This window comes from Amycolatopsis nalaikhensis (genome assembly GCF_030264295.1).
In the GTDB taxonomy this organism is placed as follows: Bacteria; Actinomycetota; Actinomycetes; order Mycobacteriales; family Pseudonocardiaceae; genus Amycolatopsis; species Amycolatopsis nalaikhensis.
In genome coordinates, this window is record NZ_CP127173.1 from 6,996,212 (window position 1) to 7,019,913 (window position 23,702).

General features: G+C 71.9%; 26 protein-coding genes. 16 read left to right on the top strand and 10 right to left on the bottom strand.

The features are described 5' to 3' along the window. Position 1: 1 nt before the first annotated feature. Positions 2-457 carry a universal stress protein gene (locus QP939_RS34320; RefSeq protein WP_285450433.1) on the bottom strand — a complete coding sequence of 152 codons (456 nt, stop codon included), beginning with the start codon at positions 455-457 and terminating at the stop codon, positions 2-4. A gap of 170 nt (positions 458-627) precedes the next feature. On the opposite strand from QP939_RS34320, the gene QP939_RS34325 reads away from it, so the two are divergent. Genes QP939_RS34325 through QP939_RS34345 form a run of 5 tightly spaced genes read left to right on the top strand, consistent with a single transcriptional unit; the run spans position 628 to position 7,795 of the window. Next, the gene (locus QP939_RS34325) at positions 628-1,614 is read left to right on the top strand and encodes an Acg family FMN-binding oxidoreductase (protein ID WP_285450435.1); all 987 of its coding nucleotides are present in this window, start codon (positions 628-630) and stop codon (positions 1,612-1,614) included. Continuing rightward, a complete protein-coding gene (gene ppsA, locus QP939_RS34330) occupies positions 1,611-3,854 on the top strand; it encodes a phosphoenolpyruvate synthase (protein WP_285450436.1) in 2,244 nt (747 codons plus the stop codon). The genes QP939_RS34325 and ppsA overlap by 4 nt, the downstream gene beginning before the upstream one ends. Next, the gene (locus tag QP939_RS34335; RefSeq protein ID WP_285450437.1) at positions 3,851-4,753 is read left to right on the top strand and encodes an ABC transporter ATP-binding protein; all 903 of its coding nucleotides are present in this window, start codon (positions 3,851-3,853) and stop codon (positions 4,751-4,753) included. The genes ppsA and QP939_RS34335 overlap by 4 nt, the downstream gene beginning before the upstream one ends. Continuing rightward, on the top strand, positions 4,750-6,342 hold the full coding sequence (locus tag QP939_RS34340) for an ABC transporter permease (RefSeq protein ID WP_285450439.1): 1,593 nt from the start codon (positions 4,750-4,752) through the stop codon (positions 6,340-6,342). The genes QP939_RS34335 and QP939_RS34340 overlap by 4 nt, the downstream gene beginning before the upstream one ends. Positions 6,343-6,361: 19 nt before the next feature. Further along, positions 6,362-7,795 (top strand): MBL fold metallo-hydrolase, encoded by a 1,434-nt coding sequence (locus tag QP939_RS34345; protein WP_285450441.1) that lies wholly within the window; start codon positions 6,362-6,364, stop codon positions 7,793-7,795. 4 nt (positions 7,796-7,799) lie between these two features. Here the strand turns inward: QP939_RS34345 and QP939_RS34350 are convergent, their stop codons facing one another. Beyond that, positions 7,800-8,312, bottom strand: a complete 513-nt coding sequence (locus QP939_RS34350; protein ID WP_285450443.1) for a DinB family protein — start codon at positions 8,310-8,312, stop codon at positions 7,800-7,802. A 174-nt stretch (positions 8,313-8,486) separates the two neighbouring features. On the opposite strand from QP939_RS34350, the gene QP939_RS34355 reads away from it, so the two are divergent. After that, positions 8,487-9,473: an Acg family FMN-binding oxidoreductase gene (locus QP939_RS34355; protein WP_285450445.1), complete on the top strand. Its 987-nt coding sequence runs from the start codon at positions 8,487-8,489 to the stop codon at positions 9,471-9,473. 3 nt (positions 9,474-9,476) lie between these two features. Here QP939_RS34355 and QP939_RS34360 read toward each other — a convergent pair whose 3' ends face one another. Next, positions 9,477-9,878 (bottom strand): CBS domain-containing protein, encoded by a 402-nt coding sequence (locus tag QP939_RS34360; RefSeq protein WP_285450447.1) that lies wholly within the window; start codon positions 9,876-9,878, stop codon positions 9,477-9,479. Between the two features lie 208 nt (positions 9,879-10,086). On the opposite strand from QP939_RS34360, the gene QP939_RS34365 reads away from it, so the two are divergent. From QP939_RS34365 to QP939_RS34375, 3 genes are all read left to right on the top strand, one after another. Further along, entirely contained in the window at positions 10,087-10,686 is a 600-nt protein-coding gene (locus tag QP939_RS34365; protein ID WP_285450449.1) for an Rv1733c family protein, read from the top strand. A gap of 22 nt (positions 10,687-10,708) precedes the next feature. After that, a complete protein-coding gene (locus QP939_RS34370) occupies positions 10,709-11,221 on the top strand; it encodes a universal stress protein (RefSeq protein ID WP_285450452.1) in 513 nt (170 codons plus the stop codon). Positions 11,222-11,325: 104 nt separating this feature from the next. Continuing rightward, positions 11,326-11,994, top strand: coding sequence for a CBS domain-containing protein (locus QP939_RS34375; RefSeq protein ID WP_285450454.1), 669 nt, complete (start codon positions 11,326-11,328; stop codon positions 11,992-11,994). Between the two features lie 54 nt (positions 11,995-12,048). On the opposite strand, the gene QP939_RS34380 is transcribed toward QP939_RS34375, so the two are convergent. Both QP939_RS34380 and QP939_RS34385 read right to left on the bottom strand, forming a co-directional pair. After that, the gene (locus QP939_RS34380) at positions 12,049-13,086 is read right to left on the bottom strand and encodes a zinc-dependent alcohol dehydrogenase family protein (protein ID WP_285450456.1); all 1,038 of its coding nucleotides are present in this window, start codon (positions 13,084-13,086) and stop codon (positions 12,049-12,051) included. Positions 13,087-13,159: 73 nt separating this feature from the next. Next, a complete protein-coding gene (locus QP939_RS34385) occupies positions 13,160-13,756 on the bottom strand; it encodes a DoxX family membrane protein (protein ID WP_285450458.1) in 597 nt (198 codons plus the stop codon). A 210-nt stretch (positions 13,757-13,966) separates the two neighbouring features. On the opposite strand from QP939_RS34385, the gene QP939_RS34390 reads away from it, so the two are divergent. Beyond that, positions 13,967-14,803 (top strand): universal stress protein, encoded by an 837-nt coding sequence (locus tag QP939_RS34390; protein ID WP_285450460.1) that lies wholly within the window; start codon positions 13,967-13,969, stop codon positions 14,801-14,803. On the opposite strand, the gene QP939_RS34395 is transcribed toward QP939_RS34390, so the two are convergent. Continuing rightward, on the bottom strand, positions 14,758-14,994 hold the full coding sequence (locus tag QP939_RS34395) for a PLD nuclease N-terminal domain-containing protein (protein WP_285450462.1): 237 nt from the start codon (positions 14,992-14,994) through the stop codon (positions 14,758-14,760). The two genes, QP939_RS34390 and QP939_RS34395, sit on opposite strands and share 46 nt — an antisense overlap. Positions 14,995-15,171: 177 nt before the next feature. Here QP939_RS34395 and QP939_RS34400 point away from each other — a divergent pair, with 177 nt between their 5' ends. The 4 genes from QP939_RS34400 (at position 15,172) to QP939_RS34415 (ending at position 19,003) form a co-directional block, all read left to right on the top strand. Continuing rightward, positions 15,172-15,807, top strand: coding sequence for a CBS domain-containing protein (locus QP939_RS34400; protein ID WP_285459912.1), 636 nt, complete (start codon positions 15,172-15,174; stop codon positions 15,805-15,807). A 10-nt stretch (positions 15,808-15,817) separates the two neighbouring features. After that, entirely contained in the window at positions 15,818-17,062 is a 1,245-nt protein-coding gene (locus QP939_RS34405; protein WP_285450464.1) for an NAD(P)/FAD-dependent oxidoreductase, read from the top strand. Between the two features lie 537 nt (positions 17,063-17,599). Beyond that, on the top strand, positions 17,600-18,181 hold the full coding sequence (locus QP939_RS34410; RefSeq protein WP_285450467.1) for a carboxypeptidase-like regulatory domain-containing protein: 582 nt from the start codon (positions 17,600-17,602) through the stop codon (positions 18,179-18,181). Positions 18,182-18,202: 21 nt separating this feature from the next. Then, complete coding sequence (locus QP939_RS34415; protein WP_285450469.1) at positions 18,203-19,003, top strand: carboxypeptidase-like regulatory domain-containing protein; 801 nt, start codon at positions 18,203-18,205, stop codon at positions 19,001-19,003. A gap of 104 nt (positions 19,004-19,107) precedes the next feature. Here QP939_RS34415 and QP939_RS34420 read toward each other — a convergent pair whose 3' ends face one another. Both QP939_RS34420 and gap read right to left on the bottom strand, forming a co-directional pair. Beyond that, the gene (locus QP939_RS34420) at positions 19,108-19,323 is read right to left on the bottom strand and encodes a hypothetical protein (RefSeq protein WP_285450471.1); all 216 of its coding nucleotides are present in this window, start codon (positions 19,321-19,323) and stop codon (positions 19,108-19,110) included. Beyond that, positions 19,323-20,336, bottom strand: coding sequence for a type I glyceraldehyde-3-phosphate dehydrogenase (gene gap / locus QP939_RS34425; RefSeq protein WP_285450472.1), 1,014 nt, complete (start codon positions 20,334-20,336; stop codon positions 19,323-19,325). The genes QP939_RS34420 and gap overlap by 1 nt, the downstream gene beginning before the upstream one ends. A gap of 161 nt (positions 20,337-20,497) precedes the next feature. Here gap and QP939_RS34430 point away from each other — a divergent pair, with 161 nt between their 5' ends. Both QP939_RS34430 and QP939_RS34435 read left to right on the top strand, forming a co-directional pair. Continuing rightward, positions 20,498-20,995: a universal stress protein gene (locus QP939_RS34430; RefSeq protein WP_285450473.1), complete on the top strand. Its 498-nt coding sequence runs from the start codon at positions 20,498-20,500 to the stop codon at positions 20,993-20,995. Between the two features lie 6 nt (positions 20,996-21,001). Beyond that, positions 21,002-21,829, top strand: coding sequence for an ATP-binding cassette domain-containing protein (locus tag QP939_RS34435; RefSeq protein ID WP_285450474.1), 828 nt, complete (start codon positions 21,002-21,004; stop codon positions 21,827-21,829). Here QP939_RS34435 and QP939_RS34440 read toward each other — a convergent pair. Both QP939_RS34440 and QP939_RS34445 read right to left on the bottom strand, forming a co-directional pair. Beyond that, positions 21,797-22,399: a DUF998 domain-containing protein gene (locus tag QP939_RS34440; RefSeq protein WP_285450475.1), complete on the bottom strand. Its 603-nt coding sequence runs from the start codon at positions 22,397-22,399 to the stop codon at positions 21,797-21,799. The genes QP939_RS34435 and QP939_RS34440 overlap by 33 nt on opposite strands. Then, a complete protein-coding gene (locus QP939_RS34445; RefSeq protein ID WP_285450476.1) occupies positions 22,396-23,655 on the bottom strand; it encodes an NAD(P)/FAD-dependent oxidoreductase in 1,260 nt (419 codons plus the stop codon). Before QP939_RS34445 ends, QP939_RS34440 begins: the two co-directional genes overlap by 4 nt. Positions 23,656-23,702 lie beyond the last annotated feature (47 nt).

Here is a 23,702-nt window from a genome sequence, read left to right on the forward strand (position 1 = left end):
TTCAGACCGAAGCCAGCCGATTCGCCGCCTCCGGGGTGATGACCACGACCGGGCACCGCGAGAAGCGCACGCACTCCCGCCCCACGCTGCCCAGCACGAGGTCGGCCAGCGCGCCGCCGCGGTGGGTGCCCAGCACGAGCAGGTCCGCGTCGGCCGAGGCCGTCACCAGCTCGGTGGCCGGGTCGCCGTGGACCGTGCTCGTTTCGAGGGTGGCCGCCGTGTCGATGCGCAGAGCGGCGATGTGGTCTTCGAGCGAGTAAGCCTGTTCCGGCACCCGGCCGTGCGGCTGGATGGTGAACGACGTGCCCGGCAGCAGGGTGTCCCGGGGCCGGACGAGGATCGCGCGGACCGTGTCACCGGCGTGCGCGCCCACCTCGAGAGCCCACCGCAAAGCCGCGTCGCCGCGTTCCGAGCCGTCCGTGCCGACGACGATCACGCGGCCAGTAGCTGAGTTCATGATCTGCCTTCCTTCCTCGGGTGTTACCGCGATCGTGCGCCCCGGCCGAGGACGCGGGTAGGGGCCGAATTCCGCCGGACCGGAGGACTTTGTGCTCCGGTGCCCGCACCGGCCGCGGGCCCACCATGACTTCGGCGGAGCGTCCGACTCCGCGTTCGGGAGTGACCGCGATGACCGCCGCAGCACCGGCAGCCCTGACCCACGAGCAGATCGGCGTGCTCGCCCGCGCGGTGAGCCGCGCACCCTCGGTGCACAACAGCCAGCCGTGGCAGCTGCTCGTCCGCGGCACCGAGGTGGATCTGCTGGAGCGCCGGGACGTCGAGCTGCGCCGACACGACCCGGCCGGCCGCGACCGCTTGCTGTCCTGCGGCGCCGCGCTCACCAACCTCGAACTCGCGGTCCGCGCGCTCGGCCGCGACTGCCACGTCGAGTACCGCGACGACGACGTCGTGGCCACGGTGACGATCGGCCGCGAGCGTGCGGCTTCCGCCCGGGTCTACTCGCTGTACCAGGCGATCGGCCGCCGCCGCAGTCACCGGCACCGGTTCTTCCACAACCGCGTGCCGAAGGACGTCCACACCGCGGTGGTCGCCGCCGGCGAGACGACCGGGGTGCACCTCGTCGTGCCCGCCCGCCTGGACAAGCTGGCCGAACTCCTCGGCTTCGCCACGCGGGTCCTGCGGGAAGACCGCGGCTACCAGCGCGAACTCGAGACGTGGACCGCGCACACCCACGGGTGGGACGCAGTCGGTGACGGCGTTCCCGAGGACGCGCTCAGCCCCGAAGCCCTGCCGGTGGCGGGGCTCGTGCGCGCCGGCACGCCCGTCCCGGACGACGCCGTGCTCGCCGCCCGGCTCGCCGCGGAGAACCTGCTGGTCCTCTGCACCGACGGTGACGCGCGCGCTGACCACATCGCCGCCGGCGCGGCCCTGCAGCGCGTCTGGCTGACCGCGACGGCGAAAGCTCTGGTCGGCTCGGTGCTCACCCAGCCCCTGCACCTGACCGGATTCCGCGCCCGACTGGTGTCGGAGCTGGCCTTGCCAGGGGTGCCGCAGGCGATCTTCCGGTTCGGCTACCCCGCGGTCCCGGCCGCACCCTCGCCGCGGCTTCCCCTCGGCGAACTGTTCCCCGACGGACCCACAGGAGGAATCCGATGACCTACGTACGCGACCTGGCCGAGATCCGGCTGACCGACGACGAGACCGTCGGCGGCAAGGGCGCCAACCTCGGCGAGCTGATCTCCGCCGGCTTCCCCGTCCCCGGCGGCTTCGTGATCTCCCGCGACGGCTACTGGGCGGCGCTGGAGCACGCGGGCGTCCGCGCCGAGCTGGCCGACCTGCACGCCAAGGCCGTGGCCAATGTGGACGACACGGCGGCGCTGGCAGAGCAGTGCGACCGGATGCGCGACCTCGTCCGGCAGGCCGGGCTCACCGGTGAACTGCACACCGAGATCGCCGAGGCCTACCGGGCACTCGGCGCGTCGACGCCGGTCGCGATCCGGTCGTCCGCCACCGGGGAAGACGGTGCCGAAGCCTCCTTCGCCGGGATGAACGCCACCTACACCAACATCTGGGGCGACCACGCGGTTGCCGAGCACGTCGTCGACTGCTGGACGTCGCTGTTCAGCCCGCGGGTGGTCAGCTACCGCGCCAGCCGCGGGTTCACCGGCGAACCGGCGATCGCCGTCGTCGTCCAGCGCATGATCCAGTCCGAACGGTCCGGCGTCATCTTCACCGCCGACCCGCGCACCGGCGACCGCGACCGCGTGGTCATCGAAGCCGTGTTCGGCCAGGGCGAAGCGATCGTCAGCGGGGCCGTCGAACCGGACACCTACGTCGTCGGCAAGCAGGAGCTGCTCATCCACTCGGTCCGGGTCGGCAGGCAGACCCACAAGATCATCGCCGGCGACGGGGGCGGCGACGTCACGATCGACCTGCCCGAGCCCGCGGGCGGCCGGCGGGTGCTGAGCGACACCGTGGTGCTCGAGCTGGCGCGGATGGCCTCGCGGGTCGAGGAGCACTACGGCGTCCCGCAGGACATCGAGTTCGCCATCGCCGCCGATGAGATCTCCCTCGTCCAGTCCCGGCCGATCACCACGCTGCCGCCGCTGACGGCGGTGACGACCGAGGCCCTCGTCACCGGGCTCGCGGCCTCGCCGGGCGACGGCAGCGGCGCGGTGCGCGTGCTGCACGACCCGGTCGAGGCGAAGCACCTGCGGGACGGCGAGGTCCTGGTGGCGCCGATGACCAACCCGGACTGGGTGCCGGCGATGCGCCGGGCCGCCGCGGTGGTCACCGACGGCGGCGGGATGACCTGCCACGCCGCGGTGGTCGCCCGTGAGCTGGGCGTGCCGTGCGTCGTCGGCACCGGCGACGCGACCCGGGTCCTGGCCGACCGCACGCTGGTCACCGTGGACGGCACCAAGGGCGAGGTCCGGGCGGGCGCGACCAAGAAGGCGCCGGCGCGCACCGAACCGGTGGTGGCCCCGGTGGCGCCGGAAGCCATCGGCACCAAGCTGTACGTCAACCTCGCCATGCCGGACCACGCCGAAGAGGTCGCCGCCCAGGCGGTCGACGGCGTCGGCCTGCTGCGCGCCGAGTTCCTGCTGACCGAGGCCCTGGACGGCCGCCACCCGCGCGACCTGCTCGCCAAGGGCGAAGAGCGGTCCTTCGTGGACAAGATGACGGAGTCGCTGCTCAAGATCACGCGGCCGTTCGGCACCCGCCCGGTCGTCTACCGCGCGACCGACCTGCGGACCAACGAGTTCCGCGGCCTGGCCGGCGGCGAGGCGTTCGAGCCGGTCGAGAGCAACCCGATGATCGGCTACCGCGGCTGCTACCGGTACGTCCGTGAACGCGACCTGTTCGCCCTGGAGCTCGAGACGCTGGCCCGCGTGCGCGAGCAGACACCGAACCTGCACCTGATGATCCCGTTCGTCCGCACCAAGTGGGAACTGGAGGAGTGCCTCGAACTGGTCGATGCCAGCCCGCTCGGTCGCCAGCGCGGCCTGCACCGCTGGGTGATGGCCGAGGTGCCCTCGGTCGTGCACTGGCTGCCCGAATACGCGGGCATGGGCATCGACGGCGTGTCCATCGGCAGCAACGACCTCACCCAGCTGGTACTGGGCGTCGACCGCGACTCGGCCGTGTGCGCGGAGCTGTTCGACGAAGCCGACCCGGCGGTGCTCGACGCGATCGAGAAGATCGTCCGCATCGCCCGGCACCACAACATCACCTCATCGCTGTGCGGCCAGGCGCCCTCGACCAAGCCCGGCTTCGCCGAGCACCTGGTCCGCTTCGGCATCACGTCGATCTCGGTCAACCCCGACGTCCTCGGCCCGGCCCGCGCGGCCATTGCCTCGGCCGAACGCCGGATCCTCCTGGAGAGCACACGATGAGCGCCGCGATCGAGATCCGGGACCTCCGGAAGTCCTTCGGGCACACCCAAGCGCTCGACGGGCTCGACCTCACCGTCGAAACCGGTGAGGTGCACGGCTTCCTCGGGCCGAACGGCGCCGGGAAGACCACCACGCTGCGGGTGCTGCTGGGGCTGCTGCGCGCCGACTCCGGTGAGATGCGGCTGCTCGGCGGCGACCCGTGGCGGGACGCCGTGCCCCTGCACCGGCGGCTGGCGTATGTGCCGGGGGAGGTGTCGCTGTGGCCGAACCTCACCGGCGGCGAGGTCATCGACCTGCTCGGCCGCCTGCGCGGCGGGCTGGACCCGAAGCGCCGCAAGCGCTACCTCGAGCTGTTCGAACTGGACCCGCGTATCAAGGGCCGGGCCTACTCGAAGGGCAACCGGCAGAAGGTGGCAGTCGTCGCGGCGCTCGCGTCGGACGTCGAACTGCTCCTGCTCGACGAGCCGACCTCCGGGCTCGACCCGCTGATGGAGGCGACCTTCCGCGAGTGCGTCCGTGAGGAGCGCGAGCGGGGCCGGACGATCCTGCTCTCCAGCCACATCCTGTCCGAGGCGGAGGCCCTGTGCGACCGGGTCAGCATCATCCGCGCCGGCCGCCTGGTCGACTCCGGCAGCCTCGACGAACTGCGGCACCTCAGCCGGACCACCATCACCGCGCGCATTTCCGATACCGCGGACGGTCTGGCGCACCTGCCGGGCGTGCACGACTTCACCGCCGAGGGCGACCACGTGCGGCTGACCGTCGACAACACCGAGCTGGCGTCGGTGCTCGGCCTGCTGAGCCACCGCGGCGTGCGAAGCCTGACCAGCAACCCGCCGACCCTGGAAGAGCTGTTCCTCCGGCACTACCGGAGCGAACCGGAGGTGGTGCCGGTATGAGCGGCACGCTCACCGGCACCGGCGCGCTGGTCCGGCTGGCCTTGCGCCGGGACCGGGTCCGGCTGCCGGTGTGGACCGCGGTGTTCACCGCCGTGGCGGCGTCTTCGGCCGCGGCGACGGCGGCGATCTACCCGGCCGCCGGGGACCAGCAGGGTGCGACCGACAGCATCAACTCGGTCCCGGCCCTGGTGGCGCTCTACGGGCCGGTGTACGAACCGACGCTGGGCGCGACGTCGGTCTTCAAGCTGACCGCGTTCGGCGCGGCCCTGATCGCGCTGCTGATGATCTTCACCGTGGTCCGGCACACCCGGGCCGAAGAGGAGGCCGGGCGGCGGGAGCTGCTTGGTTCCGCCGTGGTCGGCCGCTTCGCCGGGCTGGCGGCGGCAGTTGTGGTGACGGTGGTGTCGAGCCTGGTCATCGGCCTCTTCAGCGCGGCCGGGCTCGCGGCGGCGGGGCTGCCGGTTGCCGGATCGCTGGCCTTCGGCCTCGGTTGGGCGGGCGCCGGGCTGGTCTTCGGCGGGCTCGCCGCGCTGACCGCCCAGCTGACCAAGAGCGCCCGGGCGGCGTCGGGGCTCGCCGTCGTCGCCCTGCTCGCCGCGTACTTCCTGCGTGCGGTGGGCGACTCCGCCGGTCCGCGCTGGTTGTCCTGGGGCTCGCCGATCGGGTGGACCCAGCAGGTCCGGCCCTTTGCGGGCGACGTCTGGTGGGTCCTGGTCCTCCCGCTGCTCGTGGCGGCCGCGCTGGTCGTGGTGGCCGTCGTGGCGGCCCGGGCCCGCGACCTCGACGCCGGGCTGCTGCCGGACCGGGCGGGCCCGGCGCACGCCGGTCGTTCCCTGACCGGTGCGTGGGGCCTGGCGTGGCGCCTCAACCGGGCGAACCTGGGTGCCTGGCTGGCCGGGTACGTCCTGCTGGGACTGGTCCTCGGCGGGCTCGCGGGCAACGTCGGGAAGATGCTCGACAGCGCGGGCGCCCGGGCGCTGATCGCCGCCCTGGGCGGTGAACAGGCGATGGAGGACGCCTTCCTCGCGGCCGAGTTCTCGATGGCGGCGGTGATCACCTCGGTTTACGCGATCACCGTCCTGGTCCGTTTCCGGAGCGAGGAGCGTGCGCTGCGGGTCGAACCGCTGCTGGCCACCGCGCTCGACCGCCGTCGCCTGATGGCGGGGTACCTGCTGCTCGCCGCGGGCGCGCCGGTCGTGCTGTTGACGTCCTTGGGCGTCACGGCCGGGCTGGCGTACGGGGTCCGCCTCGGCACGCCCGGCACCGAGGTCGCCCGGTTGGCCGGCGCCGGGCTGGCCCAGCTGCCCGCGGTGTGGGTGCTCGCCGGGCTCGCGGCGGCGCTGTTCGGCTTGCTCGCCCGGGCGGTCGCGTTCGCCTGGGTCGCGCTGACGACGTTCCTGCTGCTCGGCGAGTTCGGCACGTTGCTGAAGCTGGACCAGTGGGTGCTGGACCTGTCGCCGTTCACCCACTCGCCGAAGCTGCCGGGCCCGGCCGTCCAGGCCGCCCCGTTGTTCTGGCTCACCGCGCTGGGCGCGGTGCTGGTCGCGGCGGGCGTGGCGCGGTTCCGGCAGCGAGACATCGCCGGCTGAGGCGAAAGGGGAAGAAACGATGTCCGATGCCCCAGGATCCCGCGCGGCCGCGCTCAGCGCCGCTCGCCGGGCGTCCGCGCGCTACCGCACCAGCCCGTGGCCGGGGCGGCTGCACGTGACCGGTCATCGGCTGGCGTCGCACCTCGACCCCGCGTTGACGTTCCTCGGCGGGGCCACCGGCGCCCGCCACCTCCTCGAGCTGCCCGGCACCCGCATCCTGGTCGGCTGTGGCCTGTTTGCCGGTCCGGACGCAGGGTGGCGGCGCAACTTCTCGCCCGTACCGGACGAACTGCACGGGGTCGGCGCGGTGATTCTGCCGAGCGCCGACCTCGGGCACTCGGGGTTCCTGCCGCAGCTGGTCGCCGAAGGCTGGCACGGCCCGGTGTTCGCGACGCCGGGAACCGCCGCGTTGCTCCCGGTCGCGTTGTCCGACGCCGCGACGCAGTTCACCGAAGACGCGCTCGCCGCCGAGGCCGGCGGCTGGGCCGGACCCGGCCCGGCCGTGCCGCCCTTCCGCGCGGAAGACGTCTCCCGGGCGATCGCCCTGGTGCGGCCGGTCGAGTACGGCACGCTGCAGCAGCTCGACGGCGCGGAGTTCGAGTTCGGCCGCGCCGGCGGGCGGCTCGGGGCGGCCTGGGTGCGGATCCGGGCCGGCGGCCGGTCGGTCGTGTTCGCCGGTCCGCTCGGCGCGGCGGAGCACGCGTTGCTGCGCCCGCCGGATCCGCGACCGCGGTCGGACGCCCTGGTGCTGGCCGCGCCGTCACCTTCCGGCGGCGGCCACCTGGCCGGCCGGTTCGCCGCGGCCGTGCACCGCGCGGTGAACCGGGGCGGCAGCGTCCTCGTCCCGGTGTCTGCGGTCGGTGGCGAAGGGCTCCTGACGATGCTGGAAGAGCTGATGGCCGCGGGGGAGATCCCGAAGCTGCCGGTGGTGCTGGACAGCCCCGCCGGTCTCTCGGCCGTCGCAGTCCACCAGCGTGCCGAGCGGGAACGCCGGCACGAGCTGCACCGTGGCGGGCGCGTCGGCGTTCCCACCGGGCTGGTCGAGCAGGTGCCCGACCGGCCGTCGATCGTCGTGGCCGGCTTGGCGACGGCGGACTCCGGCCGCGTGCTGCGGCACCTGGCCGAGCTGCTGCCGGACCCGCGCAACGGGGTGGTCCTGCTGGGCACGCCGGTGCCGGGAACCCGCGCGGCACAGCTGGCGAGCGGGACCCGCCAGCTCAAGGTCCACGGCCGGTACGTGCCGGTCCGGGCCGAGGTGACCGCGCTGGGGAGCACCGGCGAGTTCGCGGGACCGGAAGAGGTGCTCGCCTGGGCGACCGCGACACCACCGCCCGAGACGGCGTTCGTCGTCGAAGGGGAGGCGGCGGCTTCGCACGCGTTCGCGAAGGCCTTGCACGCGGAAGCCTGCTGGTGCGCGGTGGTGCCGGAGGACGGGGAGCGCGTGCTGTGCTGAGCCGCTACCGGTCGAGGGTGAGCTGCTGCCGGTGGAAGGCGAAGTGGAGGCTCGGATAGCGGTAGATGTCGGCCAGCGTCATGTACGGCTGGAAGAAGGGATCCCAGCGGGTCGGGTAGTGCATCCCGCGGGCGAGATCGGCTTCGGTGGCCCGGTCCAGGCTGCGGTGCAGCGAGGCGATGATGCGGTCCAGCCACGCGGCCGCGCGCCGGGGGCCGAGCAGGCCGCCACCGCAGGACCCGAGGTAGTTGATCACGTGGAACGGGGGAGTGGCCGCGTTCAGCGCGGCGGCGAACCGGCGGCTGACGGAGCCGGGCAGCCGGCCGAAGAGGCGGACCAGCACCAGCAGGGCACGCACGATCTGGTAGCCGAACACGAGGTGGAACACCAGTTGCCCGTTGGTCCACCGGGTGCCGGCCGACCGGCGGCGGAGCTCGGCGGTCGTCGCGGCGGCCACCAGTTCGTGGAGGGTGGCGCGGTCGCGCTCCCACTGCTCGTGCACTGCCTGCCGGTCCATGGTTCGGCCCTCCGCTCGCGCCGGTCGAGCATCCCACCGGCCGGCTGAAGCCGGTCTCAGCAACGGGGCCCGAGGGTCTTTGGTCCCTCCGGGTGGTGACGCGCGACCGTCGCCGCGGTGCGGAACCGCCGGTGATGCTGGGTGTGTTCGTCCCCCAGGAACCCGGAGCCCGTGATGATCCGACCGCTGCCCACCGTGTTCGACCAGGCCCTCGCCGCTGCGGTGCGCGCGCCTTCGCCGCACAACACCCAGCCCTGGCGGTTCGTCGTCGAGCACGAGGTGATCGAGGTGTGGCTGGACCGCGAGCGTGTCCTTACCGTCGCGGACCCGCACGGGCGGGAGGCGCGGCTTGCGTGCGGCGCGGCCGCGTTCAACCTGGTGATCTGCCTGCGGGTCAACGGGTTCGCCGCGGTCGTGCGGATGCTGCCGGATCCGGCGGAGCCGGACTTGGTCGCGGTGATCCGGCTCGACGGCAACCAGAAGGCCACCGCGGGCGAGCGCAGGCTCGCCGAAGCGGTGTTCCGCCGGCACACCAACCGCCGTCCGCTGCTGGACAAGGAGGTGCCGCCCGCGGCCCGCACGGCGTTGAAGTCCGCGGCCCTCCAAGAGGGCGGGCAGATCGAGTACCTCAACGTCTCCGGCCGCTACAGCACGGTGGCGTCGCTGGTGCGGCAGGCCGAGGCCCTGCAGGCGGACAACCCGGTCTTCCGGGCGGAAGCGGAGTACTGGACCCACCGCGAACCCGGCAGTCCCGACGGCGTGCCGAAGACCGCGTCCGGCCCGCCCCCGTACGGGCCGGGAGTCGTGACGCTACGCGCGTCGCACGAGAACGAGAACCTGCCGCCGCGCGAGTACGAGCAGGAGCCCCTGCTCGGGGTGTTGCTGACCCGGGACCGGGGACCGCACGCCGAGGTCCGGGCCGGGATGGCGATGCAGCGGGTGCTGCTGACCGCGACCGCCGAAGGCCTGGCGACGTCGTTTCTGTCCCAGCCGTTCGAAACCGCGCGGACGCGGGCGTCGCTCGACCGGATCTTCGCCGGGTTCGGCCAGCCGCACACGTTGCTGCGCATCGGGTACGGCTCCCCGACCCGGCTCACGGACCGCCGCCCGGTCGAGGACGTCCTGAGCCACCGCACCGGCCCGGACGTCCCGGCGAGCTGACGCTCAGGTGCGCCCGGCCGTGGCTCGCAGCACGTCCCGGAAGGTCACCATGCCGACGACGCAGCCGCCTTCGACGACCGGCGCCGAGCGCACGCCGGCGTCGGTCATCAGCCGCGCGAGTTCGTGCACCTCGGTGCCGGCCGGCACGGCCAGTCCTCGCGTGCGCATCACCGAGCCCGCTGTCCGCGGCCCGCCGTCGAGCATGACGCCGGTGTCCGGGTCCCCGGGCGGAGCCGGCGTCCGCAGGATGTCGGCCTCGGACAGCAGCCCGAGCAGCCTCCCGTCCGCGTCGACCACCGGCATCGTGGTGAAACCGTGGCCGGTCATCATCTCGGCAGCTTCTTCGAGCGTCGCGGACGGTGTCAACGCGAACGCCGGGCTGGTCATGATCTCGCGGGCGCGCATGGTCGGTGCTCCGTTCCGTCGGTTTACCCGACCATCCCCGGCCGATCCGCCACGGCACAGGGTCCTAAGTCCCCGGTGCACCGTCGGAGGGCCTCTCGAGGAGGGTGGGTCGGTCCCCGTACGCCGGGGTCCAAGGCCTCTTCGGGCAGCTCTGGAAATCGATGATCCTGGTCGTACCAAGGACTTCCGACCGGAGAGGGCAGGACCCATGAGCACTTCGTCGAACCCGATCGCGCGGATGTGGCGCACCGTCCTGCCCCGCCGCGGGTCGGTGGCGCGGGGCTCGGACCGGTTCCAGGCCGGGCTGCTGGTCTTCGCGGTGCTGCTCGCGCTCGCCGCGCTGCCGGTCGCCGCCTCCATCGGCTCGGAAACCTACGCGCGACAGCAAGGAGAGTCGGCCCAGCAGCTCAGCGAGCGCACGCAGGTGACCGCCACCCTGCTCGCCGACGGGCCGGACATCACGGTGAACTCCCGCGCCGGCGTCGTCGGCAACGGCCGGCCCACCGACGCGACCTGGCTGCTTCCGGACGGAACCCGCCGCGTCGGCCAAGTCGTCGCCGACCAGGGCAAGCTCAAAGGCGAAACGCTGACCGTCTGGGTGGATCGCGCCGGCAGCCCGGTGGATCCCCCGCTCAGCAGCGCGGGTGTCGTCATCGACGCCGTGGTCCTCGGGCTGGGCCTCTGGCTGGGCTCACTGGCACTGCTCGCCCTCTGCTACCGGCTGGCCGTGTTTTCCCTCGACCGCTTCCGGTTCGCCCAGTGGCAGCAGGAGTGGTTCCACGAACAGGACCGCAAAACCCATTCTTGAGAACAGGAGAAGGTGATTTCTCATGACAAAGGCAAACCAGGGCGACGTCGTCGTCGGCGTCGACCATTCGGCGGTCAGCGTGGCCGCCCTGCGCTGGGCGGTGTCCGAAGCGGCGGTGAGCGGCCGCCAGGTCGTCGCACTGCGCGCGTGGTCGTTCGAGCCGGTCGCCGACCTCGGCGCGGCGGTCGCCGGATCGCCGGAGACGGTCGCGGACCGGGAGCGGCGCCGGCTCGACGAAGTCGTCGACCAGGTACGGACCGAGCATCCGGGTGTCGCCGTCCGGGCCGAGCTGGTCGAGCACTCGGCCCCGGTGGCGCTGGAAGAGGCGTCGAAGACCGCGGCGATGCTCGTGCTCGGCAGTCACGGCCGCGGCCGTCTGCTGAAGCTGCTCGTCGGTTCGGTCGCCGAGCACTGCCTGCGCGAGGCGAGTTGCCCGGTGGTGGTCATCCCGGCACGGACCGTCGTGGAGCCGGAGAAGGAAGCGGCGCCGGAACAGGAACCTGTGGGCACCTACTACCCGGGCCCGCTGCTGTGACAACCGGGGCTTCGCCCCGGGCCGGGGGCTCCGCCACCCGGACCCCCAAACAGAAGGATGTGAAGGAGGCCAAGATGCCCAGTCGCCGCAAAGTGGGTCCGGTCATGACGACCGAAGTCACCACCGTGGGCCCGGACACGCCGTTCAAGGCGGTGGCGCTCCTGCTGGCCACCTGGAACATCAGCGGCGCTCCCGTGGTCGACGACGACGGGCTCGTCCTCGGCGTCGTCTCCCAAGGCGATCTGCTCGAGCGGGAGGCCCCGCACGGCTTGCTCAAGCCCGGCTCCCGGCAAGCGAAGCGGAAGGCGGGAGCGGCGTTCGTCGCCGACCTGATGACGAAGCCGGCGATCACCGTCCGGGCGGACGACGACGTCACGGTGGCCGCGAAACTGCTGGAGGAGCACCACTTCCACCGCCTGCCGGTGGTGGACGACGAGGGCAAGCTCGTCGGCGTGGTCTCCCGCTCGGACCTGCTCCGGGTCTTCTTGCGGACCGACCGCGAGATCCGGGACGAGGTCCGTGACGAGGTGCTGCTGCGGGAGATGGCCATGGACCCGGCGTCTCTGTATGTTTCCGTGCACAACGGCATCGTGACGCTCAACGGCACGGTCGAGCGGGAGAGCATGATCCCGGTGATCGTGGCGCTGATCCGCCGGGTCGACGGGGTCGTGGAGGTGCGGCACACCCTGAAGGGCCAGTTCGACGACCGGGGCGTGTCCCCGGTGCCGCCGGGGCCGGTCGGGATCCTGAGCTCGCGCAAGCCGCACAACTGAGGCACACCGAAGCGGCCACCGTCCGGAATGGACGGTGGCCGCTTCGGTTCGCGATCAGCCGCGGAACAGGGCGACCTTCAGCGCGTTGCTGTCCTGTGGGTGGGCGAAGACGTCGTAGGCCTCGTCCATCTCGTCGAGCCCGAACCGGTGCGTGATGAACCGGCTCGTGTCCAGCCGGCCCGCCGCGAGCATCCGCAGCAGCATCGGCGTGCTGGAGGTGTCTACCAGCCCGGTGGTGATGGTGACGTTCTTGATCCACAGCTGTTCGAGGTGCAGCGTCGCCGGGGCGCCGTGCACGCCGACGTTCGCCACATGGCCGCCCGGGCGGACCAGCTTCGTGCACAGCTCGAACGTCTCCGGAATGCCGACCGCTTCGATGGCGACATCCGCCCCGAGCCCGCCACTGGCTTCGGCCACCGCGGCGCCCGCGTCGCCGGGCTGCACCATCAGGTCGGCGCCGAACGACTTCGCCGCGTCGAGCCGGGCCGGTTCCCGGTCGACCACGATGATCGTGCTGGGCGAGAACAGCTGGGCGTTCGTGATCGCGGCCAGCCCGATCGGCCCCGCGCCGACGATCACCACGGTGTCGCCCGGCTTGACGCCGCCGTTGCGGACGCCGACCTCGTAGGACGTCGGGACGATGTCAGCCAGCATCAGCGCGGATTCGTCGCTCACTCCGGAGGGCAGCACGTAGGCCGAGGTGTCGGCGAACGGGACGCGCGCGTATTCGGCCTGGACGCCGTCGGTCGTGTGGCCGAGGATCCAGCCTCCGCCGCCGAGGCACTGGCCGTAGGCGGCTTGCCGGCAGTATTCGCACCGGCCGCATGCGGAGATGCAGGACACCAGGACCTTGTCGCCGGCCTTCACGGTGGTGACGGCGGAGCCGGTCTCGACGATCGTGCCGACCGCTTCGTGACCGAGGATCCGGCCGCGTTCGACCTCGGGCACGTCGCCCTTGAGGATGTGCAGGTCGGTGCCGCAGATGGTGACCGCGTCGACCCGGACGATCGCGTCGGTGGGCGCGGTGAGCTCGGGGTCGGCGTGGTCGGTCCAGCTGCGCCGGCCGGGACCGTCGTAGACGAGTGCCTTCATTTCTTCTCCTTCTTTCCTCGGGCAGCGGGAACGGGCGCCCGCCGGTCGGCGGGCGCCCGTGGAACGGATCGCGTCAGCGCAGCCACGTGCGCTCGCCGACGGCGTCGGCCCAGCGGCGGCCGAGTCCCCAGGTGTGCCCGGCCGAGGCGGCGGCGAGCGCGATGAGGACGAGCGCGTAGATGATGTGATAGTCGATGACCGGGTTGGTGGAGTGCGTTGCCTCACCGGTGCTCATGCTCTGCGCGAACGGCCACTCGGCGGCCCACATCATGAGCATCATCAGCGAGCCGGCGACGGCGCTCAGCCGCAGCCCGATCCCGGCGATCACGGCGATGCCGATGGCGCCCAGGCCGAGCATGAACAGCCAGTCGGCCCACCAGGTGCCCGCCCAGGTGTGGAACATCGACTCGAACGGGCCGACGTGCACGCCGCTCAGGAAGCCCTTGGTCGGCGAACCGCCGTTGAGCCAGGCGCCCTTCGACGGGGTCGCGTAGCCCAGGCCGAATAGCTTGTCCAGGAACGCCCACAGGAACACGAACCCGGTCGCGATCCGCAGGACGGCCAGGGACTTCCCGGCGGTCGTGGGCTCGGCGACGAAGTCGGCGACCGGCGCCGGTTCGGTGGCCCGGTGGCCCGAGGTGGTCTTCTTTTCTTCCGGTCGGATGGACATGGGGAAACCTCCGTTCTTTTCGGTGCTGCGCTCAGTTTCGGCCCGCACCGCGGGAATTTCTGGGGTCGAAGGTCCCCGGCCGGGAGGCCCTTGGCCGCCGGTTCCCGAGGACCGCGCGGAATGGACCGAAGTCCCTCCGAACCGGGCCGGAAGCCTCGTGCCGGGAGCGGCTTCGGCCGCTTGACTTCCCCGTGGTGAAAGGAGATTCGGATGAGCGGCTCGGAACTGGTGGTCGGTGTGGACGGTTCGGCCGGAGCACTCGCGGCGGTCCGGTGGGCTGCCCGCGTGGCGCGGGAGCGCAGGCGTGGCCTGCGCCTGGTCCACGCGCTCCCGGAACTGCCCGCGCCCTACCCGAGGGCCGACCCAACGTACGAGCAGCTGCTGGAGGCGGCCGCGGGGCAGGGCCGGACCATGCTCGCCGAGGCTCGTGCCGCGGCTTCGGAGGTCGAGGCGAAGACGGTGCTGCGGCCTGAACGGCCCGCGGACGCCTTGGTCGCCGAGTCCGCCGACGCGGCGATGCTCGTGCTCGGCACACCGGGACTTCGGCCGCTGGGCCGGATCCTGCTCGGGTCGGTCACGGTGGCCCTGACCGCGCACGCGCACTGCCCAGTGGCCTTGATCCGTCCGCACGTGGGGGAAGATGAAGCGCCCGCCGAGGGACCGGTGGTGGTCGGCGTCGACGGAAGCCCGGCGAGCGAGGAGGCCATCGCGACCGCGTTCGAGGAGGCGTCCTGGCGCGGTGCCCGGCTGATCGCGGTGCACTGCCGCCACGACGGCTGGTGGGCTGCGGACGAATACGGGCGGGAACTGCTCGCCCAGCGCCTGGCCGGCTGGCAGGAGAAGTACCCGGACGTGGCGGTGGACCGCGAGGTCGTGGCCGGCCGGGCGCCCGAGCGGCTGCTGGACTTCGCCGACCGGGCACAGCTGCTGGTCGTCGGCAGCCGGGGCCGGGGCGGCTTCAGCGGCCTGGCTCTCGGGTCGACGAGCCAGGCGCTGATGTCCTACGCACTCTGCCCGGTGGTGGTGGCGCGTCCACGCGCGAAGTAGAGCACCGGGCCGACGAAGTTCACCCCGATCACGAGAGCCCACAGCCACTTCGGGCCGCGGACCTGCGTGGCCGGCCGGTGCGCGAGATCCCACCACGCGGCCGCGGCGAGCAGCAGCTGGACGCTCGCGGCGAGGCGGATCCCGCCGCGCTGCCGGGAACTCAGGTCGTGCCACCGCTTGTGCCGGGTCATGGCTTCTCCTTCCGATCGGCTCTGTCCAGGCAAAGCCATCCGCGGGCCCGGGCAAAGGGGCGAAAGACCTCTCGGCCGGGGACCGTTGCCCGCAGCCCGGCGGTGACGCGGATTCGTAACGTGAAGAGAACCGTCCGACGGAGGTGTGTGATGCGCGGTCCGCAGGTTTCGGATCTGATGACGTGTCCGGTCGTGACCGCCGGTCCCGGGACGACGTTCAAGGAGCTCGTCTCCCTGCTGGCGGAGCACGGCATCGCCGCGATCCCGGTAGTCGACCAACACCGGCGCCCGATCGGTGTCGTCGACGAAGCGGACCTGCTGGCCCGCCACCGCGGCGACGGCCGCCGCCTCGAGCCGGTCTTCCGGAAGCACCGGGCGTGGACCAAGGCCCAGGGGCTCACCGCGAGCGAGCTGATGACCCGGCGCGTGCCGACGATCGCCAAGGACGAGCCGGTTGCCGGTGCGGCTCGGCGGCTGGTGGAAGCGAAGCTGCGTCGCTTGTACGTCGTCGACGGCTCGGGCCGGCTGATCGGCGTCCTCGCCCGCCGGGACGTCCTGTGCGCGTTCCTGCGGCCGGACGAGGAGATCAAGGAGATCGTGGAGCGCGACGTGCTGCAGCGGTCGATCTGGGCGGACCCGTCGACGGTCACGGTGCGGGTCGACGACGGCGTCGTGAGCCTGAGCGGGGTGATCGACCGGCGCAGCGAGGTGGAGCGCGCGGAGTGGCTGACCGAGGCCGTGCCCGGAGTGGTCGCGGTCCGCAACCGCCTCAAGTACACCCAGGACGACGGCGCGGCCGCCGGGCTGCGCTGAGGGGACGACGGTGAAACGCATCGTCGTCCTCGGCGGGGGAACCGGGGGAACGCTCGCGGCGAACCGCCTGTACCGCGACTTCGGCGAGGGCGCGCAGATCACCGTCGTCGATCGGGACGACGACCACGTCTACCAGCCGGGCCTGCTGTTCGTGCCGTTCGGGATGGCTGACGCCGGTGACCTCGTCCGGTCTCGTCCCCGGCAGCTGGCCGACGGGACCGGCTACCACCGCAGCGAGGTCGAGTGCGTCGATGTCGACGCCGATCGCGTGCACCTGGCCGACGGGACCGTGCTCCGCTACGACGCGCTCGTGATCGCCACCGGAGCGCGGCTCGTGCCGGAGAGGAGCGAAGGGCTCACCGGGCCGGGCTGGCGTTCCCACGTCGACACGTTCTACGACCTCGACGGCGCGGTGGGCCTGGCTTCGGCGCTGGCGGCGTTCGACGGCGGCCGCCTGGTGGTCGACGTCCTCGGGCTCCCGGTCAAGTGTCCGGTCGCCCCGCTCGAGTTCTGCCTCCTCGCCGACTGGTTCTTCACCGGACGCGGCGTCCGGGACCGGGTCGAGCTGACCTGTGTGACGCCGCTGGGTGCCGCGTTCGACGAGCCGGTGGCCGCCCGGGTGTTCGCGGAGTTGCTGGCGGCGAAGAACATCGAGCTGGTGACCGGCTTCGCCACCGGCGAGGTCGACGGCACCGCCCGGCGACTGGTGTCCGCCGACGGCCGCGAGGTCGCCTTCGATCAGGCGGTGGTCGTCCCGCTGCACGCTGGCGCGTCCTATGTGGACCACTCACCCAGCCTGGGTGACGAGCGCGGGTTCGTCCGCGCCGACGAGCACACGTTGCGTGCCGAGGTGAAGGACAACATCTTCGTCATTGGGGACGCCGCGGCGCTGCCGGCCGTCAAGGCCGCCTCGGTCACGTACTTCGAGAGCGAAGTGCTGGCCCGCAACGTCGGGCAGTTCCTGGACAGCAGGCCGCTCGACGCGAGTTTCGACGGGCACGCCACCTGTTTCGTCGAGAGTGGCTTCGGCAAGGCCCTGCTTTTGGACTTCGACTACGAAACCGAGCCGCTTCCCGGTCGCTTCCCGGCGGACACGGGACTGCCATTGCTCAAGGAGTCGCGGCTCAACCACCTCGGGAAGCTGCTTTCCTCGTGGTTCTACTGGCACAGCCTGCTGCCCGGCCGTGACCTCCCCGGCCTGCCGAGCGCGATGTCGCGTGCGGGCAAGCAGTTCCCGGAACCCGCGGGACGCTGAACACCCGGTTCTCTCCCCGCCGCAGCTCTTCGGACCACGCGCGCAGCGGCCGGCGTAGGCCGCGTAACGGAAGGAATGAGGATGAAACGACTGTCCCGGGTGGCCGCGGCGGCCACGTTGGCGGTGGCGATGTCCCTCGGCGTGTCGGCCGGGCCGGTGTTCGCGGCGGAGACCGAAACTCCGGCTGCCGCCGCACCGGCGGCGGATTCCCCGCCACCGTCAGCGCCGGAAACCCCGACGACGAAACCGGCGCCGACCTCGAGACCGGCGCCGACGACGAAACCGGCGCCGACCACTGAACCGTCTCGGACAGCCAAGCCATCACCCACCTCAGTGAAGCCGTCGGAGACGGCGGTGAAGGACCCGCCCTCGTCCGAACCGGTGCCGACGTCGACGCCCAGCACGAGGCCGACGTCGACGACGTCGGCTTCCGCGCCGCCCGCTGCCGCGGAGGAGCACCCCGACCTTCGGCTGACTGTGGCGTTCGGCCAACCGTCCTACCGGCAGAACGACCCGGTCTGGGCACGGGTGTCCGTGGTGAACGCCGGCACCGGCACGGCCACCGGCGTCCGGCTGACCGATTCAGGCACCTTGGCGTCCCACACCTGGAACGGTTTCACCGGCATGTACATCGTCCTGGCGCCGGGGCAGACTGCCGAGGGCAGTACCTGGGCGTACATCGCCGACTTCACGGAAGATGTGGTGCGCCTGCAGGTCGAGGTCACCTCCGCCGAGCCCGACGCGGAGCCCGCCGACAACTTGGTCACGATCACGGCTCCGCTCACGGTGGTGCGCGGCGGATTCACCGGGATAGCCTACGGCGACTACAACCGCAACCACGTGCTCGACCCGGGTGAAGTACTCCCCGGCCTGCGTATCCAGGCCTCGGGTCAGGGCGCCGGATGGTCCGCCGAGACGGTGACCGACAGCCAGGGCCGGTTCGCCTTCCACGACCTGCTCGCCGGCACCTGGCACGTCTACCCCAGCTCTCCCGACTGGACTTTCACCTACCCGGCCGTGGAGGTGGACGGGGTGAGTGAACCCGAGGTGGTGCTCAGGGGCGAGTACGACATCACCGGGTGGCTCACGGGATCCGCCAGGTTGTCCGCCTCGACTTAGACCGGGGGCGACACGGCCCGGATGTTCGTCACGGTGGCCAACAGTGGTCGTGGTCCGGTTCCGGGCCTGACCGGGTACTGCTGGACGAATGACTACGCACAACCGATCGGCCTGGGCGAGCTGGACCCGGCCGGAGCGGGAGCCACTGTCCAGCCCGCGTCCTCGCGGACCTTCGAGATCACCGTCCCGGTCCGGCAGGAGGCTGTCGTCGCCGGCTACCTGGAGGTCCACTGCCGGGTCCAACCTCCCGGCTACTACGCCGCGGTCGAGGTGACGGCGACCGCCCGGGTGCCCGGCGCCCGGGCGATCAAGTCCGTCGGGTACGTCGTCACCCCTGTCTATGGTTGCGGGTGCCATCCGCAGTACGAACGGGTGCCCGGTGTGAAGGTGTATCTGCGCGACCAGGTGACCGGAGCGATCGTGGCGCGTGCGGTGAGCGACGCGGAAGGGACGGTGGTGTTCTCCGACCTGCCCGCCGACCGCTACGACGTCGGCATCGTCGGTCCGTGGCAGGGGCAGTGGGGCCGGACACAGATTTGGCTTGCCCGCGGCAGTGACGACGGCAGCTACTACCGGAACTGGATCGTGATCGTCCCCGGTCCGGACCAACCCGATCCGGACGCGGTCCCGCCGACGGCGAAGCCGCCGGCCGGCAAGGCCGGCGTGCTCGCCCGCCCGGCACCTGCCCGGCAGGTCGTCGCGGGGCCGGGAACCGGTCGGCTCGCCTCGACCGGCGTGGACATCGGCTGGCTCGCCTTGGGCGGGCTGCTGACCTTCGCCGCCGGGGTGTCCCTGATCCTCGGCAGCCGTCGCCGGACCTGACGGGGCACGGCAAAGGCACCCGCCCGCCGGCACGCCTCGCGTGACCGGTGGGCGGGTGCCTGAGCACGAACGGCCGCTCCTGCCGGATGGTCTCGGCGACGTGGTCAACCGCGCGGCCAGACGACGCTGCGCGCGGGCAGGGAGTCGGCCACCCCGCGGTTGTCGATCGTCACGGCGACAGTGTGCGTGTGGCCGGCCGGCAGCCGGCCCGTTGCCGTCTCGCCCCGTTCGTCGACCGCCTGCGCGGAACCGAAGGTGCCGCTCCCCAAGTCGGGGACGGGTGCCCGCCGGGCCGCGACACCGGCGGGCACCCGGAGCACTAGCCCAGCGAGCGCCCGATCAGTTCCACCAGTTCGACCGTGCGGGTCGCGTAGCCCCATTCGTTGTCGTACCAGCCGAACACCTTCGCCAGGTGCGAGTCGGCCTTCGTCAGCTGGGCGTCGAACACGCAGGAGGCCGGGTCGCCGATGACGTCGCGGGAAACGATGGGTGCTTCGGTGTAGCGCAGGATGCCCTTGAGGTCGCCGTCGGCGGCTTCGGCGAACGCGTGGTTGACCTGTTCAGCGGTCACCGGGCGCTCGAGCTCGACGGTCAGGTCAGTCAGCGAGCCGTCCTCGACCGGCACCCGCACGGCGACGCCGTCGAGCTTGCCGGCCAGCTCCGGCAGCACCAGGCCGATCGCCTTGGCCGCGCCGGTGCTGGTGGGCACCACGTTGACCGCGGCCGAGCGGGCGCGGCGCGGGTCCTTGTGCGGGCGGTCGAGCAGCGCCTGGTCGCCGGTGTAGCTGTGGATGGTGGTGAGCAGGCCGCGCCGGATGCCGAACGCCGAGTGCAGCACCTTCACCATCGGCGCGACGCAGTTCGTCGTGCAGGAGGCATTCGAAATCACGTGGTGCGCAGCGGGGTCGTAATCGCCCTCGTTGACCCCGAGCACGATCGTCGCGTCGACGTCCTTGCCGGGCGCGGAGATGACGACCTTCTTCGCGCCCGCAGCCAGGTGCACACCGGCGGCTTCGCGAGTGCGGAACTTGCCGGTGGACTCGACGACGACGTCGACGCCGTATTCGCCCCACGGCAGCTGGGTGGGGTCGGCCGTCGAGCTCACCTGGATCAGGTGGTCGCCGACGCGCAATGCCTCGCCGTCGACGACCTCGACCGGAATGCGCAGCCTGCCGTAGGTGGAGTCGTGGACCAGCAGGTGTGCCAGCATCTCCGGGGAGGTGATGTCGTTGACCGCGACCACTTCGATGGGGCTGTCCGGCGTCTCCAGCACGCACCGGAGGATGTCGCGCCCGATCCTGCCGAAGCCGTTGATCCCGAGCCGTACCGTCATCTGCTTCTCCCTGTCGTCGGTTGCTCTCCTCGATGGTCGGCATCGCCCGGCGGGACTCGTAGGGCCCAAGGTCCTCGTGGATCGGGCAGAACGGCAGCTTCGCCGCGCGAGCGGAAGGAGTTGTCTGGACGTGCAGGGGGCGGTGACCGGAAGGAGCGGTGATGACGGAAACAACCGCGAAGGGCCGGATCGTGGTCGGTGTCGACGGTTCCGGCGCGAGCACGGCGGCCCTGATCTGGGCGGCCGCGCAGGCCGAGCCCACCGGCGCCGAGCTGGACGTCGTGACGGTGTGGCTGCACGACTCGATGCTCGACGACGCCTCGGTGAACCGGACCCTGGAAGAGGCCCGGACCGTGCACCTCCACGAGCTCGAATCGCTCGTGACAGCGGTGACGAAGGACCATCCCGGCGTGACGGCGCGGTGCTCGGCCCCGGACGGTGACCCCGCAGAGGTCCTGACCGGGCGCGCGAAGGGCGCGACCATGCTGGTGGTCGGCAGCCACGGCAGGGGCAGACTGCGCGAGGCGCTCGCCGGCTCGGTCGCCAAAGCCTGCCTCCGGCGCGCGAGCTGCCCCGTCGCGGTGATCCCGCCGCCCGCCCGCGCCCCGGAAAGCCCGCTGGGACGGCGGCTCGCCGAAGTCGTCCCGGGAAAGGCCTGACCCGCCATGACCGCCACCGCCGAACGGGCCGCACCGGCCCCGGACGCCGCCGGACCGGCCGAGGTGCCTCTGCTGCGCGCCCGGGGCGTCAAGAAGAAGTTCGGGCCGGTGCAGGCCCTCGCCGGGGTCGACCTCGACATCCCGGCCGGACAGGTGACCGCGCTCGTCGGCGACAACGGCGCGGGGAAGTCCGTGCTGATCAAGTGCATCGCCGGTATCCACGTCCCGGACGCCGGCGAGTTCACCTGGGAAGGGCAGCCGGTGCGCATCCGCACCCCGCGGGACGCCGCCGCGCTAGGCATCGAGACCGTGTACCAGGACCTTGCGCTCTGCGACAACCTCGACATCGTGCAGAACATGTTCCTCGGCCGCGAAAAGCTGCGGCACGGGGTGCTCGACGAGGACCGGATGGAACTGGCGGCGAAGGAGACCTTGCACAGCCTCGGCGTCACCACGGTGACCTCGCTCCGCCAGCCGGTCGGGTCGCTCTCCGGTGGCCAGCGCCAGGCGGTCGCGATCGCGAAAGCCGTGCTGTGGCACTCCAAACTGGTGATCATGGACGAGCCGACCGCGGCGCTCGGCGTGCAGCAGACCGAGGTCGTGCTCGGGCTGGTCCAACGGCTGGCCGAGCGCGGCCTCGGTGTGATCGTGGTGTCCCACAACATGAACGACGTCTTCGACGTCGCCGACCGCATCGCGGCTCTGTACCTGGGCCGGTTGGCGGGGGTCTTCGCCACCGAAGAACTCACCAAGGAGACGGTCGTCGATCTGATGACCGCGGGCCGCTCCAAGCGGTGGAGCTCACCACCACGGCGAGAACCACGAGCCAGGTGAAGTAGGCGTAGGCGTTGATCCGCTCGAAGCCCCCTGCCCACGGGGTGTCGTTTCGCGCGAGCCCTCGCATCGCGAGCGAGGACGCGATGCCGAAGCCGACGACCACGACGGTCGTCGCCACTGCGTAGTAGCGAACCACCCCGGACAGGCGACGGCCGAGAGGACCATCATCGTCACCACCAGGAGACTGAACACGCCGGACAGGACGATGTGCATGGTGTCGTTGAACCCCGGAGGCGTGCCGCGCGAGCTCATCGCCCAGAACGTGTGCGTCGCGATGCCCACCAAGACGAAGTCCGCGACCTGGAGGGCGCCGATCCACCACACGCTCCTGCTGCGCGCCACCCGGAGGACACCGATCCCGAAGGCGAGCAGCAACACGTTGTGGACGAGGATGGCCGTCACCATTAGCGGCCGGACGGGCGAGCCGAAGGCACTCAGCTCGCTGATCGCCTGGTCCCGGGCGCGGTAGCCGTCGTAGGACAGTGCCGAAAGGACGTCCCCTGCGGCATACACGACGACCGCCGCGACGGCGGTCGCGAGCAGGTACTTCCGTCCGCCGGGGTTCACCGGGCCAGCCAGCGGGTCGCGCCGCGCAGGCCCAGTGCCATGACGTCCCAGCCGGTTCCCGCGTGCACCGGCAGCCCGGCGCGGAAGCGGCCCGGCACGTAGGTACCGAGGGCTTTCTTGCCCAGCCGCCAAGCGGACGAAGTGCCGACGCGGTAGGCCTCACCGGCCCACGGGTCGACGACCACGGGCTGCGCGGGGTCCCCGGTGACCGCCAGCGGAACCTGCGCGAAGGTCGCCTTGTCGAGCATCTCCAGCACGCACATGCTCACCGGCTCGAAGCCGGCTCCCGGCAGGTGCGCACCGATGTCGGCGGCGATCTGCCCGGCGACGGCCTGGGCCTGCAGCAGCGCGAGGAACGCCTGCTTGACCGGGAAGTCCCCGGCGTCGCCAGGCGCGTAGACGTCGGGGTGCCCGAGCACCTCGCGCGTGCTCGCCTCGCAGGCGAGGAACCCGCGCTCGTCGGCGGGCAGCCCGTCGAACCGCTGGGCGGCGACGTACGGCGGGAACGCCACGAGGAGGTCGAACTCGTGCCCGGTTCCGTCGGTGTAGGCGACTTCCAGCTCGCTGATCTTCTCGGGGGCGGCTCCGGTGCGCCCGTCGATGCCCCGCCGGGCGAATTCGCCGGCCACGACGTCGTGCAGCTTCGGACCGAACGCCTGCACGTAGCTCTGCTCGAACGTGGTGAACGCCAGCTGGACGTTGTCGCGGACGTCGCGGCGGCGCAGCCAGGTGTCGAGCATCAGGGCGATCTCGTACAGCGGACCGGCGCACTTGTTGTTCGGCGGCACCAGGAACAGGACCTGCTGGAGCCGGCCGTGCGCGGCGTGCCGGACGACCCATTGCAGCCGCTCGCCCAGCGCGTGCAGCTGCCCGGGGGACCAGACGGTGCAGGCGTGTTCGGCGAGACCGGGCACCTCCTCCGGGCGCATCGCGGCCCCGGTGGCGATCACCAGCTTGTCGTAGAGGACCTCGCCGCGCGAGGTGTGCACGGCACCACGATCGGTGTCGATGCCTTCGGCGGTCGCGATGTGGGCGTCGATCTCCCGGCGCCGCAACGCTTTCGTCAACGACACGTGCAGCGGTGCCTCGGCGGCCCCGAAGGGCAGGTAGATGCTGTTGGGCCGGAACAGGAAGTCGTCGCGGTCGGAAACCAGGCTGATCCGGACGCGGTCCGGACTCGCTTGCGCGCGCAACGCGAAGGCGGCCTCCAAGCCGGCGAATCCGCTGCCCAGTACTACGACGTGGTTGAGGGACATGGGTTTCCTCCGAAGCGCCGGGGTGATTCACAGAGGTCTTCACGATC